We start from the raw sequence: 18,149 nt of genomic DNA, 5'->3' as shown, positions 1-18,149 counted from the left end.
CGGCCTTCAATCGAAGGCCCAGGTGTACAGCACGTCAAGCGCGTTGTTGGTGCCGGTCTGGAACTGCAGCGTGATGCGCGGATTGAGCTTGTAGCGCAGCTTGACCAGGCTGGTGGCGGTGCCGGCGCCCTGTTCGAAGCTGAGGTAGGCGCGCGACGAGAGCCGCTTGCCGACCGTGACCACGGTATTTTCCAGGCCCTTGGCCTGCGAGCTGCCCGCCGCCTGCGTCACGCCCAGTTCGTCTAGCCCCAGCTTGCCGGCGATGCCGCCGCCGGTGCCGCCGAACAGCGCGCCGGCGGCCGTGCCCAGCAGCGCCATCTCGTTGCCGCCGGCGTCCGCGATGCCGTGGCCGAGCACCAGCCAGGATAGCTTGTCGCTGTCCGGCACGGACGGCGTGGACACCAGCTTGGCCTGCGGCGCCAGCGCGGTGCCGCGCACCTGCACCCCCGCCTCCACATTGGTTTCGCTCAGCTGTTCGCCCTCGGGGCGCTTGCGCACGGCCAGGATGTTCAGGCCGGGGTTGTCGTAGGCGCCGGTGAAATTGAGCACGCCGCGTTCGATGCTGAGGTTCTGGCCGTAGGCCTTGTAGGTGCCGTTGTCGACGCGTATGCTGCCGATCACGCGCGGAGGACGGCGGTCGAAAATGCGCAGGTGCACGGTGCCGGACAGGTCGGCGTCCAGTCCCTTGCCTTTCAGGTGGAAGTCCTGGCCGAGGTCCGCTTCCAGGTCCACATTGAGCGGCATGGCTTGCACGGCGGCCACCTTGCCGGGCGGCTTGCCGCGGCCCAGCACCACCACGTCGCTGCTGATGGTGGGGCCGTTTTCGGAACCGAGTTCGATGCGGGCGCGGTCGGCCTTCACCTTGCCGTCGAGCTGGAAGTGCTTCTGGTCGCGCACCAGGGTGGCCTGGCCGGTGACGGCCAGCGTGCGGTCGGGGCGGGCCAGCACCAGCAGCTTGTCGGCCACCAGCTTGAGCTGCATGGTGGCCTCGGTGTTGGCCAGCTTGACCCAGCCTTCGGCCTGGGCGCGGCCTTGCTCGCCGTCGAAGGACAGTTTCTGCAGGTTGAGCTGGTCGCCTGCCAGCCTGGCTTGCAACTGGCCGTTGCGCAGTTTGATGCCTTGTTCTGCCCAGTTCACCAGCAGCCTGTCGCCGCTGATGTCGCCGTTCAGCACCGGGTCGGCAATGGTGCCGCTGCCGGTGGCCGATACTTTCAGGGCGCCGTCCAGTTCCAGCCCGAATACGCCGGACAGGGGCGCGAGCCAGGCGATGGACGGCATATTGACGCTGCCGGTCAGGGCCAGCGGACTGCTGTTGGCGACGCGGCCGTTCTGCAGCTGGGCGGTGGCGTCGATGCGGGCTACGCCGGCGCGCGTGCCGTCCAGGGTGAGCTGCGTGCGCAGCGCGCCTGCGGCGGCGTCGGCGCGCAGTTCGAACTGGCGCAGGCCGAGGGCGATGGGCTTGTCGCCGCTGGTGACGGTGATGTCGCCGGCCTCGCGGTAGATGCGCAGCATGCCTTCAATGCTGGCGATGGCCGGTGTGGCGCTGCGTGCCGCTGCCGCAGGCGCTGTCGCGGTGCCCTTGGCCGGTGCGCCCGCCGTGGCTGGCGGCGGCAGCGTCGCTGCCGCTGCCGATGCCGGGGCGGCCTGCAGGTCGAGCGCCCAGGCGGCGCCCAGCGTGAGGTCGCTCACCACGTTGTCGCGCCATAGCTCGGACAATTGCGCCAGGTAGCTGACCGGCACGCCGGCGGCGCTGCCTTTACTGCGCCAGCGCGGGCCGTTCTTGTCCAGCGTGTCAATGCGGATACTGCCGTCCGGCAGCTTGATCACGGCGCTGGACAGCGACAGCTGCTCCGGCTTGGCCAGGCCGGCCGCGCCGCCGCCGGCTGCCCCGGCGATACGCAGCGTGGCGGGGGCTTGCAGGGTGAAGGCGTAGCGGCCCTTGTTCTGCAGCGTTTCGATGGTGCCGGTCCAGACGCTGTCGTCGGCGATGCTGCCGCCTGGCGCGGTCCGCGCCGTGGCGCCGGCGCCGCTGCTGCCGCCGCGTACTTTGATCAGCGCGTCGAACTGCGGATTGCTGCCGCTGAGCTGCAGCGTGTGCGCGGCACGGGTGCCGCTGGACTGGAAGCGCGCCTTGTCGATGCTCAGCCCGGGCGAAACGTAGCCCGCCAGTTCCACATCGCTGGTGAGCGGGTCGGCGCCGCCGAAGCCGGTGCCGATGCTGGCGCTGGCCTTGATGCTCTTGATCTGGTGTTCGGTGAACAGGCGCAGGTTGGCGCCGTCCATGCTGAACGCGAGCGCAGGCTGCGCCATGCTGCCGGTGAGCGAGCCGGTGCCGCGCAGCACGCCGCCAAAGCCCGCGCCCAGGGCGTTCAGTTGCGGCGCGTCGACTTTCCAGTCCAGCCGGTCGCGTGCGCTGCCGAAGCCGCCCTTGGCCTGCAGGCTGTTGGCCCCCAGGTGCAAGTCGATGTCGGCGCTGTCGATGCGGGTGTGGTCGGCCGCCAGTTTGGCGTAGCCGGACAGCGCCGCGCCGGACAGGGTGGACGGCTGCAGTTTCAGGTCCAGCACCGCGCGCCAGTCGGCTGCCAGCCTGGCGCTGCCGCTGAAGTCGGCGTTGATGCTGCCGGCCGTGTAGGGACCGAATGCGGCCGGGTTGACGCGCTGCGCGCTGCCCGATACGGTCAGCTCGCCGTGCTTGCCCGGCTTGCCCGGGGCGCCGGCCAGCCACACTTCGCCGGCCGCGTGCAGCACGCTACCCAGCGCGCTGTCGGGCGCCGGGCGCTTGCCGGCGCCCTGGCCTTGGACCAGGCCCAGGCCTTTGGCATCGGCCTCGAAGGTGCTGCGCGGCGCGGCGTAGGTGCCGCTGGCCACGCCGTTTGCGGCCAGTGCGCCCTGCAGGCCGCTGCCGATGGCGGACAACTGGTGCGCATCCACGCGCCACACCAGGCGCTCGGCCGGCGCGCCGAAGCCGCCGCGCAGGTCCAGCGTGTTCTGGCCCAGCGCCAGTTTGGCGTCCACGCCGCTCAGGCGCGTGGCGTCCGCCTGCAGCTTGCCGGCGCCGGACAGCGGCTGTCCCAGCAGGCGGCTGGCAGCCAGCTTGAAGTCGGCCGCCACTTGCCAGGCGGGCAGCAGTTTGCCGCCCGCGTTCAGTTCGCCGTTCAGGTCCGCCGCCGGCAGCGCGCCCAGCGCGGACGGGTCGAAGCGCGCCAGGCTGGCGTTGGCCTTGAAGGGCTGCTGGTCTTTCAGGCTGGCTTCGGCGCTCACGTTGATGCTGCCTTTGCCGGCGGTCAGGCGGGCCTGCTTGAGGCGCAGCAGGGCGTCGGCCAGCGTGGCTTGCGCTTCCAGGCGCAGTCCGGTCTGCGCCAGGTTGACCGTCAGCGTTTGCGTTTTGCCGGTACTGCCCAATGCGATGTCGCCCGCGATCCTGGTGGCGTTGACGGCGCCGTGGATGGCGTGCAGGTCGAGGCGGTCGGTGTGCAGCTGGAAGGTGGCTGCGTCCACGCCGCCGTCCACCGCCACGCGCTGCACGCGGCCGCCGCCGGTGAATGTGCCGGCCGCGCCCAGGTCGATCAGCACCTGGCCGATGGTGATGGCGGTGAGCGTTCCGCCCAATTGGCCGCTGACGGCGCGCAGCGGAATCCGGTGCTGGTCGAGCGGGCCAGCCTGGCCCCGGTTCTGTATCGATAGCTGGCCGCTGACGGCCTGATTGGGCGCGATCCTGGCTTGCAGGTTCAAGCTCAGATCGGCCTGCGGCCAGGCGGGATCGAACAAGGCCGGATTGATGCCGCGCCCGTTGATGTCGGCCGCGCGCAGGATGATGGGATCGAACGGCGCCAGGCTGATTTTGGCGTCGCCGGCGGCGTTGCTGGAGGCGCCTTGCGCGGCCAGTTCGATCAGCGCCAGGTTACCGCCGGCGGCCAGCGCGAGCTGGGCGGGCTGGGCGCCTGCGGGAATACCGGTGGTTTGCGTCAGGCTGGCCTTGGCGTCGAGCTTGAAGGGGCGCTGGGCGGCGACGCTGCCGTCCAGGGCCACGCGGCCGATGGGTGTCATGGCGCTGGCTTCGCGCACGCGCCAGGCCTGGCTGTCGCCGTCGAGCTTGAGGCGGATCGCGCTGATGACGGTGCCAGCGCCGGCGGCGGTGTCGGTGGCGGCCAGCAAGGTGAGTTTGTCGAGGCGGGCATCGGCCACGCTGAGGCGGAACGGCGGGGCCAGCGTGTCCGGCAGCTTGGCCGGCTCGCCCGGCTTGAGCGTTTGCGATACGGCGCTGGCGATGTGCAGTTCGCTGATGGCGATGCCTTCGCTGAAGTACTGCAGCGGCGACCAGTCGATCGTGATGTCGTTCGCCGTCAGCACGCTTTCCGGCGTGCGGTGAACGATGCGGTCGATGTGCATGCGGCCGTACAGCGAGCCGCTGACGCCGGTGGCGACAATCTGGCCGCCGCTGGCGCTGGCCACGCGCCGGACTATCTGCTGCAAGGTGGACTCGCGGCCCAGCAGCCATGCCAGGCCGGCCAGCAGCGCGAACAGTAGCGCCAGCGCGATCAGCGCGCGGCGCAGCCAGCGGCGCGGCGGCTTGCCGCCGCCCGGGGGCGCGCCCGTGTCGCGGGCATCGCCGCCGCCTTGGTTGCCGCCGCCGTGGCCGGGAACAGTAATGTCTGCCATCAGAACGTGAATCCCAGTGAGAAGTGCAGACGCGCCTTTTGCACGGCATGGCCGTAGGCGACATCGACGTTGATCGGGCCGACCGGGCTTTTCCAGCGCGCGCCGACGCCGTAGCCGGACTTCGGATGCAGGCCGGAGAACGAGTCGGAAGCGTTGCCGGCGTCGTAGAACACGGCGGCGCCCCAGGACGGCTTGAACCAGTACTGGTATTCGGCGCTGCCGGTGGCCAGGTAGCGCCCGCCTACGGTGGCGTCGCCCTTGCGCACGCCCAGCTCCTGGTAGGCGTAGCCGCGCACGGACTGGTCGCCGCCGGCGCGGAACTGGTAGGTGGTGGGCACGCCGTCCTTTTGCCTGGACGCCAGCGCGCCCAGCTCACCGCGCAGTATCACGGTGCTCTTCGTCCCGAAGGGGATGTACCACATGGCCTTGGTGCTGGCGCGCAGGAAGGGTTCGTCGGTGAGCAGCGGCAGCAGCGCGCCGCCCACTTGCCAGTTCAGCACATGGCCCTTGGTGGGGAACAGAAGGTTGTCCAGCTTCCTGCGCGTGACCGAATAGGTCAGCGGCAAGCTGGTGCTGCGCACATTGGGCTGGCCGGCCACGGTCTTCTGTTCGGTCAGCAGTTCCACGCCCAGGCTGCGTTCGAGCAGCGGCGTGCCCCAGGCGCGCTTGGCCGACACGGTGAACACCGTGGTTTCCTCGCCCTCGATGTCGCTGCGTTCGTAGGCGCCGCCGAAGCTGTCGCTGTAGCCGTCCGGCGTGATGGGGAAGTAGAAGTCGCCGCGCGCGGTCTGCTTCTTGGTTTCCAGCGTCAGCGCGCTTTTCATTTTCAGGCCGAAGATGGCCAGGTCGTCGTAATTGAGCTGGACGCGGTTGCCGGTGTTGGTACTGAAACCCAGGCCGGCGCTGACGTTGCGGCGCTTGTTTTCGACCACGCGCACCAGCAGCGGAAGCGGAGCCATTGGGGCCATTGCGGCCGGCGCCGGCTGCGGCGCTGCGGCGGCCGGCTGCCCGGCTTGCTCCGCCTGCTGCTGGTCCTCCTGCTTCTTCTCGGCCACTTCCAGCTGCTCGTCCAGGATGGCGCTCAAGTCGGCGCTTACCTCCACGCTGGCGAAGTAGCCGGTGTCCTGCAGGCGCGACTGGTAGGCTTGCAGCGCCGCTTCACTGTAATAATCGCCCGGCTTGATCTGGTTCAGGTTGGCCACGATGGAGGCCGGATAGCGCTTCAGGCCTTCGATGCGCAGCTCGCCGAAGCGCAGTTCCGGGCCGCTGTCGAGCACCACCCGCAGCGCGGCGGTGCGCAGGTCCGGATCGACCGTGGCCAGGCTGTCGCTGAGCTGGGCGCGCGGGTAGCGCGTCTGCACCACCTGGCGCAGCAGCGCGCGCTTGGCCTGCTCCCACGCGTCCTGGCGGAAGATGTCGCCCTTGGGCAGCGGCCACGCGGCTTGCAGCGCGGCCTTGTCGAACGGCTGCTCGCTGCTGGAGGCGAAGCCTTGCAGCACGATCTCCACGCTGCCCACCCGCACCGGCTCGCCCGGCTGCACGTCCACCACCACGGTCGGCGTGCCGCCTTCGCCTTCGCGCAGGCCGTCAATGCGGGTGCTGACCACCGGCGAATAGTAGCCGGCCGTGGCCAGCAGGGTTTTCGCCTGTTCCGGCGCGCTGCGCGCCATGCGCTGCAGCTGTTCGCGGTCGATGCGCGGGTTGCCGCGGAAGCGCAGCAGGTCCAGGTTCTCGGTCAGCAGCTCTTCCAGTTCGCCGGGCGCATTGACCCTGACGTTGTACTGCATGCCCTGCGCCAGCGCCGCGCAAGGCAGGGCGCAAACCAGCAGGAGGGCGGCCCAGGCACGCTTGCCCATTGCTTTTGTGATGAGTTGTGCCAAAATTCGAGGTCCCGCCGGTTCTTTTGATAGGGAAAACTATTCAGCATGTTACCGGATAGTCCCGAAAGATGGCGTACTACTAAGATTTATTGAAGGCAACGAAATGATCAAGACAGATGCGGCGCTGGTGCTGTTCAGCGGCGGCCAGGATTCCACCACCTGCCTGGCCTGGGCGCTGGAGCGCTATAGCCGGGTGGAGACCATCGGCTTCGACTATGGCCAGCGCCACGCCATCGAGCTGACAGTGCGGCCGCAGGTGCTGCAGGCGCTGCGCGCGCACAAGCCCGAGTGGGCGGCGCGCCTGGGCGAGGACCACATGGTGGACCTGTCGCTGATTTCGGCGCTGTCGCAGACCGCGATGACGGAGGATATCGAGATCGTGATGCAGGAAAACGGCTTGCCGAACACCTTCGTGCCGGGCCGTAACCTGATGTTCATGACGGTGGCGGCCACGCTGGCGTACCGGCGCGGCCTGAACGTGCTGGTGGGCGGCATGTGCGAGACCGATTTCTCCGGCTATCCGGACTGCCGCGACGACACCATGAAGGCGCTGCAGGTGGCGCTGAACCTGGGGATGGACACGCGCATCAAGCTGGAAACGCCGCTGATGTGGCTGGACAAGGCGCAGACCTGGACGCTGGCCGGGCAGCTGGGCGGCACGCCGCTGGTGGACCTGATCCGGGAAGCCACGCACACCTGCTACCTGGGCGAGCGCGGCGCGCTGCACGACTGGGGCTATGGCTGCGGCAGCTGCCCGGCCTGCGCACTGCGCGCACGCGGCTACCGCCAATACGCGGACGGCAGCCCGGCCGCAGCCTGAGGGATTCCTAGGGGATTCCCTTACAATCGGGCCCTGAGGCCCGATTGGGAATGGCAATGCGGCATATTGTATTGCCGCTAATCCACAACAGGGACATTGCGCGGGGCGGTCCCGGTAACGTACTATCAAATCCACTGGTATTTTGTCCCACCGCAGTTTTCCCCGCGAAAACCATGGACTCGACCGATTCCCGGCCCCAGCCTCGCCGGACGCCGCAAGACCTGCTGAGCCCAATTGTCGTGGCCGGCCTGGTGCTGGGCGTGTGCCTGGGCTCGACCTGGTGGCTGTGGCGCAACGCCAGCGCCGACGCGGCGCAGGAAATCCAGGCCGATTTCGACTTCCGCGTGCGCGAACTGGTCAACAGCATCGCGCAGCGCATGCAAACCTATGAGCAGGTGCTGTACGGCGTGCAGGGGCTGTACATCAGTTCGGATTACGTCGACCGCGAAGAATTCCACCGTTACCTGGACAGCCAGAACCTGAACCAGCATTTCCCCGGCATCCAGGGCGTGGGCTACATGCGCCTGGTGGGCGGCGGACAGCGCGAAGTGCACACGCTGGCCGTCCGGCGCGACGGCTTTCCCGGCTACGCGGTGCGCCCGCCCGGCGACCGGCCGCAGTACGCGCCCATTATCTACATCGAGCCGTTCAGCGGCAGCAACCTGAAGGCCTTCGGCTACGATCCGCTGTCCGAGCCGGTGCGGCGTGCCGCGCTGGAACGCGCGCGCGATTCCGGCTTGCCCGCCATGAGCGGCAAGATCCGGCTGGTGCAGGAGGACCAGCGCGAGGACGACGAACAGGCCGGCTTCCTGCTGGTGCTGCCGGTGTACCACAACGCGCAGCCCCGGCACACCATCGAGCAGCGCCGCGCCGCGCTGACCGGCTGGGTGTACGCGCCGTTTCGGCTCGGCGACGTGATGGCAGGCCTGGGCGGCGAGCGCGCCGCCAAGCTGGACGTGGAAATCTATGACGGCGAAGCGCTGAACGCGGGCAGCCGCATGTACGACAGCCGTCCCGGGCCGCCGCAGCCGGGCATGCGGCATACCATGCAGAAGATCAGCCTGGCCGGGCACCGCTGGACGGTGCGCATCAGCGGCCTGCCGGGCAGCGGCGTGGGCGCGGAGCGCGACGGCAAGGTGCAATTGATCGGGGGCGCCGGGGTGGTGCTCAGCGGGGTGCTGGCGGCACTGGCCTGGATGCTGGCGCGCAGCAGCCTGAAGGCGCGCCGCGCGCTGAGCCGGACGCGCCAGCTGGCCGACGAACTGAAGGAGGGCCAGGCCAGCCTGCTGGCCATGGCCGACAGCGCCCAGCGCAGCCAGGCCGTGCTGCGCAGCATCCTCGACTCCACCGTGGACGGCATCCTGGTCGACAATTTCGAGGGCGGCGTGCTCAACTCCAACCGCCGCTTCCGCGAATTGTGGAACGTGCCCGAGCACCTGGACTGGCAGCAGGACGGCGCCATCCTGCTGCAGCAGGTGGCCGAACAGCTGGCGCAGCCGGCCGTGTTTTTGGCGGCGGTGGCGCGCCGCCAGGGCGAGAACGAGGTGCAGCACGAACTGCTGCACTTGCGCGACGGCCGCGTGATCGAGCTGTTTACGCGCGGCCTGAAGCTGGGCAGCGCGCCGGCGCGATTGTGGTCCTTCCGCGACATCACCGAGCGCACCCAGAGCGAGCGCCGCGAGCAGACCCGGCGCCAGGTGCTGGAACTGCTGGCCACCGGCGCGCCGCTGCAGACCATACTCGACAGCGTGGTGCACGGCGTCGAGGACGGCCATCCGGAACTGCGCGGCGCCATCCTGCTGCTGGACGAGGAGGGGCGCCGGCTGCATGTGCGCGCGGCGCCCAGCCTGCCGCCGTTCCTGAGCGCGGCCATCGACGGCCAGTCGGTCGAGCAGCCGGGCGGCTATTGCGGCCAGGCGGTGCAGCTGGGGCGGCGCGTGATCGTGGCCGACATCGCGCAGGACGCGCTGTGGTCGCAGTACCGCGACCTGGCGCGCCAGGCCGATGTGCAGGCTTGCTGGTCCGAACCGATCCGCGCCGCCAGCGGCGCGATACTGGGCACCTTCGCCATCTTCCACCGCGCCGCGCAGGCGCCCGGGGTGGCCCAGCTGGCGCTGATGGAACAGGCGTCGCGCCTGGCCGGCATCGCCATCGAACAGGCCCAGGCGGCAGTGGCGCTGCGCGCCGGCGAGGCGCGCTTCCGCAGCCTGTACGACCACGCGCCGGTGGCGCTGTGGGAACAGGACTGGTCGGCGGTGCGGGCCGCGCTGGCCGAGCTGGAGCAGTCCGGCGTGGACGACGTGCCGGCCTGGCTGCGCGCCAACCCCAGCCAGGTGGCGCGGCTGGCCGGCCTGGTGCGCATCATCGACGTCAACGCCGCCGCGCTGGCCCAGGTGGGCGCGCCGCCCGGCAGCAAGGACGCCGCCGCGCTGACGCTGGCGCAGAATTTCGACGCCAGCGCCATGCCGGCGTTCGCCCAGGCGCTGGGCGCGCTGGCCCAGGGCGCCCACCTGTTCGCCTGCGAGAGCAGCTTCGAGCGGCTGGACGGGGTGCAGCGCCAGAACGAGCTGACCCTGCTGGTGATGCCGGGCCACACGCACAGCCTGGACTTCATGATCGTGTCCACGCTGGACATCACCGAACGCAAGCGCATGAACGACGAGCTGCTGGTGCTGGCCACCACCGATTTCCTGACCGGCCTGCCGAACCGGCGCGAATTCATGGCGCGCCTGGACGACGAGCAGGCGCGCCTGCAGCGCGACGTCGGCGAGCAGGGCGCGGTGCTGATGCTGGACCTGGACCATTTCAAGCGCGTCAACGATGAATACGGCCACGCCACCGGCGACGCCGTGCTGCGCCACCTGGCGGCGCTGATGCGCGACAGCCAGCGCAAGATCGACACGCTGGGCCGGGTGGGCGGCGAGGAATTCGCAGTGCTGTTGCCGGGCGCCGACATGGCGGCCGCCACTGCCTTCGCCGAACGGCTGCGCCAGCGCATCGCCAACACGCCGCTGGAGGCGGAGGGCCGCACGCTGCCGGTCACGGTGAGCATCGGCATCGCCGCGCTGGACCCGGCCGACGCCAGCGGCGACACGGCCCTGGTGCGGGCTGACAAGGCCTTGTACTGCGCCAAGCGGGGCGGGCGCAACCGGGTGGAGCGGGTCGACCAGTGCGGGCCGGAGGCGGAAAAAAAGCGGCCGCAGGACTTGCCCCCGGCCGCTTGACTGTGTGACTTGATCGCTGCGTCTGTCAGATGGCTGCGTGCGGGTCCATGTCCTTCAGCTTGCTCTCGCGGGCACGCTGCTTGCGGTTGCGCGCCACGATGAACCAGATGATGGCGGCGGGTATCAGCACCGGCAGCATCAGCGGCGACATCACGGCCACCAGCACCACCGCCAGCATCAGCAGGCCGGCCACCATCAGCACGCCCAGGCCGGCGAACAGGAAGCCCAGGAACACCGCCACGCAGACCATGACCACGGCGCCGATCAGCAGGCCCAGGCCACCGAAGGTGATGCCCAGCAACACACCCAGCGGGCCTTCGAATTCTTCGTCGCCCAGGTGGACCACCATGCCGCTGCTGTCCAGTGTGTTCCAGGCGGCAATAAAGAGCAGGGCGATAAGCAGGATGGCGAGCAGTTTTTTCATGAGGGTTCCCCTGGTTTGGCGAGTGATGCCGTGGTTGGTATGGGGTAACTTTACGGTGCAGCGGGGCGCCGGGCCACCGGATTGCGATGGAGCGCAGAATTCACGGGATCAATGGCGGACGGCGGCGATAAGCTGCGAAGCTTGCCCCGCCCGCGGAAAAAACCGGCGGATCCGTCCTTGAATTAAAGATATCGTTGCCTATACTGAATACCTATCCTGCACATGGAGGGCAATATGGCTTGGCTAGAACTGAGCGAGGGTCAATCGATATCCTCGGGATTCGGCAGTGCAATGCGCCAGCGTAGCGCGACTGAGTGTTCGGGCGGACCCAAGGGGCCGCCATCGGCGCCGCCTACCATTCCGCCGATCATCATCAATCCCTACACCTACCATATGCCGGAGCCGGCGATCGATCCACGCCGCACCCCGCTGGGACCGCCGATCGCGCCGCCGCCCCGGCCTGCTATGTCGCTGCTGGCTGCCTAGCGCGGCCATTCGGGAATAAACCCACTAAATAAAAAGCCCGCATCATGCGGGCTTCCGCGTTTACGGCGCTGGCCGATCCCGCGCTAGAACGCGTGCCGCATGCCGAAGGCGGCGCCCTGCAGCGTGGCCCCGGCGCTGACCGTCAGCGCGTTGATGGCGAAGTCGTGCAGCGCGTTGGCGTCGTTGTCGAGCCGCGTGTAATACGCGTACAGGCTGCTGCGCCTGGACAGCGTGTAGTCGTAGCCCAGCGTGACGTGGCTGGCGCCGGTGTCCGGCCCGCGCTTGAGGTAGCCGATTTTCTGCGTCGAGCCGCCCTTGCCGTCGCCGGCGTGCGCAAAGCCCAGGCGCAGCCCGTGCGGGCCGGCCTGGTGCGTTGCAGAAACATAGTAAGCCGTCTGTTCCAGCTTGCCGGTGGCGGTTTCGTACTTGAGTTTCTCGGCAATGACGGCCAGCCGGGTCTCGCCCAGCCGGTGGCTGAAGCGGTAGGCGGCGGCCAGCTTGGTGCCGCTGTCGTCGCGGCCCTTGCCCTGGTAGTCGTGGTGCCGCTCGTGGGCCAGCGCGGCGTACCACGGCCCTTGCTCGTAGACGCCGGCCAGCGAGGTCAGCGACGGCTTGGCGCCGCCGGCCGGACGTTCCTCGCTGATGCCGTGCGCGGTGCGCAGCGTGATGCCGTGCCAGGTGGGCGAGTACCAGCTGATGCTGTTCTGCTGGCGGCGGTCGAAAGAGGACAGGTTGCTCAGGTTGTCCACCGTCGAGCCGGCGCCGTTGCCGATGATGCTCATGTAGCCGGCCGTGGTGGGGTAAAACGGGTCCAGCCCGGAGGTGCTGTTGTTGTAAGGGGTGGTCCAATGCCCGAGGAACAGCTGGCCGTAGCCGCCTTCCAGGCCGACGCGGGTGTCGCGCTGGGCCGGGCTGCCTTCGCCGGTGTCGGGCGACAGCGTGCCTTCGATCTGGAAGATGGCCTTGTTGCCGCCGCCCAGGTCTTCGGCGCCCTTGAAGCCGAACACGGAACGGTTGTTGACCAGGCGCGTGACGGCGAGCCGCTTGCCATTGCTGGCGGCGCCGGCGGCCGAGGTTTCCATGTGTTCCATGGCCACGTTCAGGCGGCCATAGACCGTGACATTGCTCTGCGCGGCGGCGTGGCCCGCCGCGGCAGCCAGGGCCAGGGCGGCCGCGGCGGCGCAGCGCGAGGAGGTATTCGTATTCTTCATATCGTTGTCCTTAGCGGATGGCGGCAAGTTTGTCGCGGTCCAGTTCACCTTCCCAGCGCGCCATGACCACCGTGGCGACGCCGTTGCCTATCATGTTGACCAGCGCCCGCGCTTCGCTCATGAAGCGGTCTATGCCCAGGATCAGCGCCATGCCGGCCACCGGGATGGTGGGCACCACCGCCAGCGTGCCGACCAGCGCGATGAAGGAAGCGCCTTGCACGCCGCTGGCGCCTTTCGAGGTCAGCATGGCCACGCCGAAGATGGCCAGCTGCTGCAGCAGGCTCAGTTCCGTGTTGGTGGCCTGGGCCACGAACAGCGCCGCCATCGTCATGTAGATGCTGGTGCCATCGGTGTTGAAAGTGTATCCGGTGGGGACGATCAGGCCTACCAGCGGTTTGGAGCAGCCCAGCCTCTCCATTTTGGCCATCAGCGTGGGCAGCGCCGTGTCGGACGAGCTGGTGCCGAGCACCAGGAAGATCTCTTCCTTGATGTAGACCATGAACTTGATGATGCTGAATCCGGCCACCCGCGCGACCAGTCCCAGTACGATCAGCACGAACAGCGCGGAAGTCAGGTAGAAGGTGCCGATCAGCTTGAGCAGCGGCCCGAGCGACACCACGCCGTACTTGCCGACCGTGAAGGCCATGGCGCCGAACGCGCCGATGGGGGCGAAGCGCATCAGGAAGTTGATCACGCCAAAGACCGCCTGCGAACCCATATCGATCAGCTCCGTCACCGGTTTGGCGCGGCTGCCCATGGCCGACAGCGCGAAGCCGAACAGCAGGGAGATCAGCAGTACCTGCAGCACGTCGCCCCTGCCGAAGGCGTCCGCCACGGTGTTGGGAATGATGTTGAGGAAGAAGTCGGTGGGCGTCATGTGCTTGGCTTTGCCCACGTAATCGGTGACGGCCTTGGCGTCCAGCGTGGCGGGGTTGACGTTGAAGCCGTCGCCCGGGCGCACCCAGTTGCCGACCGCCATGCCGATGAACAGCGCGAAGGTGGACACCAGCTCGAAGTAGAGCAGCGCCTTGCAGCCGATGCGGCCGACCTTTTTGATGTCCTGCATGCCGGCGATGCCGCTGACCACGGTGCAGAACACGATGGGGCCGATCAGCATCTTGATCAGCTTGATGAAACCGTCGCCCAGGGGCTTCATGTCGATCGCCAGCCTGGCGTCGAAGTGGCCCAGCAGGATGCCGAGCGCGATGGCGAACAGTACCTGCACGTACAGGATGGCATAGAACGGCTTGCGGGTGCGGACGGCGGGCGGCAGCGCGCCCGCCCCGGTGGGGCTGGTGGTAATCATGTGTCTCCTCCAATGCTTCGTCGTGTGCTTCGATCAAGGTCTAGCGTATTGTTTGCGACTTATGTAGATTGGTATGGCATGGCGAGCAGGATGCTGGCCGGGTGGTTGGTATGGTTCTTTAACGCTCGCTTTTCCCCGGGCGCCAGGCGCGCGGAATCGTATTGGCGCAGCACGTGTTCGCGTAGCTGCGCGCCGTCTTCGGTGACGATGGTCACTTCGCCTTCCAGCACCAGGTACAGCTTCTCCACGCCGGAAGCGTCCAGCGTGGTGCCGCCGCCGGGCAGCAGGTGCGATAGCCCCAGCCACACCGTGTCGGACGGCCCCGCCTCGTGCCCTTGCAGCCGCAGGCAGTGCATGCCTTCGTGATTGGACGGGAAGTAGGCGGGGGCGCCGCTGTAGCGGGTGACGTTCATGGCTGCGGAGCGGGCTGCTGAACAGGCTGCAGCACGACGCGCTCGCGCGCGCCGCCCAGCACCGCGCGGTAGCCCTGCAAGGCGTCCTTCAGCGCGTAGACGGTGTCCGCCAGCACCGGGAAGGGCTTCAGCGTGCCGTCGGCGAAGCCGGGCGCCAGCGCGTCCAGGATGCGGGCGCAGGCCAGCGAATCGAGCGCCAGGGTGTCGATGCCGACATAGGTGTGCTGGCCGCGGTAGAAGGCGAAAATGTCGAACGGCACGGCGCGCTCGATGGTAGAGATGAAGATCTGCCGCCCGCCGGTGGCCAGCGCCGCGTTGGCCTGTTCGAAGTAAGGGCTGCCGACTGTGTTGTAGACGATGTCCGCGCCGTGGCCGCCGGTCTTGTCGCGCACGTAGGCGGCGATGTCCTGGCTGTCGGCGGCGATCATGTCGACCGCGCCGCTGGCGTGGCCGATGTAGGCTTCCTTGCCGCGCTCCACGGCGAACACGCGGGCGCCGGCGCGGGTGGCCAGCTGGATGGTGGCCTGGCCCACCTTGCCGTTGCCGCCCATGACCAGCACCACGTCGCCCGCCTGCGGCAGGCCGGCGCGGCGCAAGCCTTCGTAGGCGGTGATGAAGGGCACGCCCACCGCGCCGGCCTCCAGCATCGAGATGGCGGCCGGCTTGGCGCGCACGGCGGCCGTGTCCAGCACCAGGTAACGCGCGTGGGTGCCGTCGCGGCGGATGCCCAGCTCGCCGCCGCTGCCCCACACCTCCTTGCCGATCCATTCCGCCGGGCCGTCGATAACGACGCCGGCGTAGTCGCGGCCCGGGGTGCGCGGCCATACGGCGTGCGGCATGGCCCCCAGCGCGGCCTTCACGTCGCTCGGGTTGATGCCCGCGCTGTGCACTTCGATGACGCACTGGCCGGGCTGCGCCACCGGCCGCTCGGTGGTGGACAGGGAGGGGGCCAGCAAATCGATGCTGGCGGCTTTTTCGGATACGCGTACGGTGTTCATGTGGTTCTCCTCGTTGTGATCGGTTGTTCGGTCTTGCCGGGCGGGTTGGCGGCGACGCCGCGTCACCCGCGATGCAGGTTCAGCATGGTTCGCGCTTCGGCCGCGCTGGCAATGGCGCCGCCCAGCGATTCGACGATCAGCCGGGCGCGCGCCACCAGTTCCGCGTTGTCGCGCGCCAGCTTGCCCTTGGCGATGTACAGGTTGTCCTCGAAGCCGACCCGCACATGGCCGCCCAGCAGCCAGGCCTGCGCCACCATGGGAAACTCGTGGCGGCCGATGCCGAAGCCGGTCCAGGCGGCGCCTTGCGGCAGCAGGCCGCGCGCGTAAGCCATGGTTTCCGGGCTGGCGTTGAAGCCGTAGTGCACGCCCAGCACGAAGCTGAACAGGCCGGGGCCGGCCAGGGTGCCGTCGGCGATCAGGTCGCGCGCCAGGTGCAGGTCGCCGGAGTCGAAGATTTCGATTTCCGGCAGCACGCCGGCCTCGCGGATGACCTTGGCCATGCGGCGCACGTTGGCCGGCGTGTTGATGACCACATCGGCGCCGGAGTTCATGGTGTTCAGGTCCAGCGTGGCGATGTCGGGACGCAGCGCGGCGATGTGGGCCACGCGCTTTTCGGGCAGCATCAGCGTGCTGCCGGGCGCTGCCACCTGCGGATCGTCGGTGCTGGGGATGTAGCGGCCGCCCGGGCCGGTGGTGAGGTTGATCACCAGTTCGCGGTTCTGTTCGCGGATGCGCTGCATCACTTCGGCGTAGTGGTCCAGCTCCATGGACGGCAGGCCGGTGTGCGGATCGCGCACGTGGATGTGGACCACGGCGGCGCCGGCGTCGGCGGCGTCCAGGCAGGCTTGCGCGATCTGGCGCGGCGTGACCGGCAGCTCCGGGTGCTGCCCGGGCTTGACGATGTTGCCGGTGACGGCGCAAGTGATGATGGTCTTGTGCATGTGCTCTCCTTACGCCGCGCCGAGGTGGCGGCCGCCGTCGATGCGGATCACGCTGCCGGTGGCGAACAGCAGCGTGGTGGCGCAGGCTTCCACGGCGGCGGCAATGTCGTCCGGCTGGCCGATGCGCTGGAGCGGGGTGGTGGCGGCCTGCTTGTTGTTGAAGGCGGCGTCGCGGCCGGGCACGAAGTGGCTGTCCACCACGCCGGGCGAGACGTTGATGACGCGGATGTGCGGCGCCAGGGCCCGGCCCAGCGAATTGGCCATGGTGTCCAGCCCGGCCTTGGCGGCGCAGTAGGCCACGTTGCTGCCGATGCCGGTGCTGGCGGCGATGGACGAGATGTTGACCACCAGGCCATGCCCGGACGCGCGCAGCAGCGGCGCGAAGGCGCGGATGGCGGCGAACGGCGCACGCCAGTTGGCGGTGAAGATGGCGTCGATCAGCTCATCGTTCAGCGCGTCCAGGTCGGCGTGCGGCACCGGCTGGGTGAAGCCGGCCGAGTTGACCAGGATATCGGCGCGGCCGTAGCGCTCGCGCACCTCGGCGGCGGCGCGGGCCAGCGCGGCGCTGCCGGCCAGGTCGGCCTCGAGGGCGCAGTGGGCGCCGCCGGCGGACGGCACAGCGGGCAGCGCGGCGGCCTTGGCGTGCGCGTCGCCGCCGGCGCGGCCGAGCAGCACGATGCGCGCGCCCTGCCTGGCCAGCCGCTGCGCGCTGGCGTAGCCGATGGCGCCGGCGCCGCCGGCGATGACAGCCACCTGGCCGGCGAGTGGAAGTTGGGATGGCATGTATGGTTCCTTATTTGATGGGCGCTTCGGGGAAGCAGCTCTCGCCCTGTTCCAGCACGAAGTCGTAATTGAGGGTGTAGTACGCGTCCTCGCCGGGGGGGGCGTGGCGCACGAACTGTCCCACCAGCGGCTTGGTCACGCCGAAGGAGACGTCGCTGCCGAGGTGGTCGCAGTCGTCGGCGAAGACCTGGGTGATCAGCGTCTTGCAGCGCGGGTGCGACACCATGAAGTGCACGTGCGCCGGCCGCATGCAGTGGCGCTGCTGCAGGCGCAGCAGCACGCCCACCGCGCCGTGCGTGGGCACCGGATAGCCGGACGGGCGCACGGTGCGGAAGCTGTAGCGGCCGTCCTCGCCGGTGATGAAATAGCCGCGCAGGTTCATCTCGGGCTGGTGCGGGTCCTGGTTTTCATACAGGCCGGCGGGCGAGGCCTGCCACACGTCCACCTTGGCGCCGGCGATGGGCTGCCCGTCCAGGCCGCGCACCTGGCCGAATACCCGCATCGGGGTGCCGGGCGTATCGCCGCGCGCGATGGAGGCGCCGTTGTCGCACAGCGGCGCCGCGGCGCGCCAGAACGGCCCGAGCAGCGCGGCCGCGCTCTGGCCCTGGTTCTGCGGGTTGTTGCGCAGCGCCACCAGGGTGGAGATGCCCAGCACGTCGGCTGCCAGCACCACTTCGTTGTGCACGGCGTTGGTCTGCTGGCCGATGTCGGCGACGAATGTCAGCACCGTGTCGAATTCCGCTTCGGTCAGGTTCACTTCGCGTATCAGCGCGTGCATGTGCTCGACAAAGGCGGCCACCAGCTGGCGCAGGCGCGGGTCGGGCGTGCGGGCCATGGCGGCGTGCGCCACGGCGGTGACGGAGGCTTCGCCGTCGATGATATTGGCGGTGTTCATGTCCACTTGCTGTCTCCTTCAAGCTGGTTAGAATTTATGCGAACGTTCGCATCAATCTGATACTAGCAGATCGACAATCCAATTCAAGAACAAAGCGAAAATATTTGCG

The 18,149-nt window shown here is 68.8% G+C and carries 12 protein-coding genes; 2 read left to right on the top strand and 10 right to left on the bottom strand.

From position 1 onward, the window contains the following. Positions 1-6 precede the first annotated feature (6 nt). Both ASD15_RS27495 and ASD15_RS27490 read right to left on the bottom strand, forming a co-directional pair. A complete protein-coding gene (locus ASD15_RS27495) occupies positions 7-4,659 on the bottom strand; it encodes a translocation/assembly module TamB domain-containing protein (protein ID WP_082552194.1) in 4,653 nt (1,550 codons plus the stop codon). After that, positions 4,659-6,515, bottom strand: coding sequence for an autotransporter assembly complex family protein (locus tag ASD15_RS27490; RefSeq protein ID WP_057158220.1), 1,857 nt, complete (start codon positions 6,513-6,515; stop codon positions 4,659-4,661). Before ASD15_RS27490 ends, ASD15_RS27495 begins: the two co-directional genes overlap by 1 nt. 127 nt (positions 6,516-6,642) lie before the next feature. Here ASD15_RS27490 and queC point away from each other — a divergent pair, with 127 nt between their 5' ends. Both queC and ASD15_RS27480 read left to right on the top strand, forming a co-directional pair. Next, positions 6,643-7,359 (top strand): 7-cyano-7-deazaguanine synthase QueC, encoded by a 717-nt coding sequence (queC, locus tag ASD15_RS27485; RefSeq protein WP_057158219.1) that lies wholly within the window; start codon positions 6,643-6,645, stop codon positions 7,357-7,359. A gap of 173 nt (positions 7,360-7,532) precedes the next feature. After that, entirely contained in the window at positions 7,533-10,583 is a 3,051-nt protein-coding gene (locus ASD15_RS27480) for a CHASE domain-containing protein (protein ID WP_057158218.1), read from the top strand. Between the two features lie 25 nt (positions 10,584-10,608). Here the strand turns inward: ASD15_RS27480 and ASD15_RS27475 are convergent, their stop codons facing one another. The 8 genes from ASD15_RS27475 to ASD15_RS27440 all read right to left on the bottom strand — a co-directional run bounded on the left by ASD15_RS27475 (position 10,609) and on the right by ASD15_RS27440 (position 18,040). Next, entirely contained in the window at positions 10,609-11,007 is a 399-nt protein-coding gene (locus ASD15_RS27475; RefSeq protein WP_057158217.1) for a hypothetical protein, read from the bottom strand. A gap of 569 nt (positions 11,008-11,576) precedes the next feature. Next, positions 11,577-12,704, bottom strand: a complete 1,128-nt coding sequence (locus ASD15_RS27470; protein ID WP_057158216.1) for a porin — start codon at positions 12,702-12,704, stop codon at positions 11,577-11,579. Between the two features lie 10 nt (positions 12,705-12,714). Continuing rightward, entirely contained in the window at positions 12,715-14,010 is a 1,296-nt protein-coding gene (locus ASD15_RS27465; RefSeq protein ID WP_057158215.1) for a dicarboxylate/amino acid:cation symporter, read from the bottom strand. Between the two features lie 59 nt (positions 14,011-14,069). After that, on the bottom strand, positions 14,070-14,423 hold the full coding sequence (locus ASD15_RS27460; protein ID WP_057158214.1) for a cupin domain-containing protein: 354 nt from the start codon (positions 14,421-14,423) through the stop codon (positions 14,070-14,072). Further along, positions 14,420-15,421: a zinc-binding alcohol dehydrogenase family protein gene (locus ASD15_RS27455; RefSeq protein WP_057158213.1), complete on the bottom strand. Its 1,002-nt coding sequence runs from the start codon at positions 15,419-15,421 to the stop codon at positions 14,420-14,422. Before ASD15_RS27455 ends, ASD15_RS27460 begins: the two co-directional genes overlap by 4 nt. A gap of 62 nt (positions 15,422-15,483) precedes the next feature. After that, on the bottom strand, positions 15,484-16,362 hold the full coding sequence (locus ASD15_RS27450; protein WP_057158212.1) for a 3-keto-5-aminohexanoate cleavage protein: 879 nt from the start codon (positions 16,360-16,362) through the stop codon (positions 15,484-15,486). Positions 16,363-16,371: 9 nt separating this feature from the next. Further along, a complete protein-coding gene (locus ASD15_RS27445) occupies positions 16,372-17,145 on the bottom strand; it encodes an SDR family NAD(P)-dependent oxidoreductase (protein WP_057158211.1) in 774 nt (257 codons plus the stop codon). Positions 17,146-17,155: 10 nt separating this feature from the next. Beyond that, entirely contained in the window at positions 17,156-18,040 is an 885-nt protein-coding gene (locus ASD15_RS27440) for a dioxygenase (RefSeq protein WP_057158210.1), read from the bottom strand. Between the last annotated feature and the right edge of the window lie 109 nt (positions 18,041-18,149).

The sequence above is a fragment of the Massilia sp. Root351 genome (assembly GCF_001425045.1).
In the GTDB taxonomy this organism is placed as follows: Bacteria; Pseudomonadota; Gammaproteobacteria; order Burkholderiales; family Burkholderiaceae_D; genus Rugamonas.
Note: the sequence above shows the minus strand (reverse complement) of the source record. Positions and strands in the feature narration are given on the sequence as shown.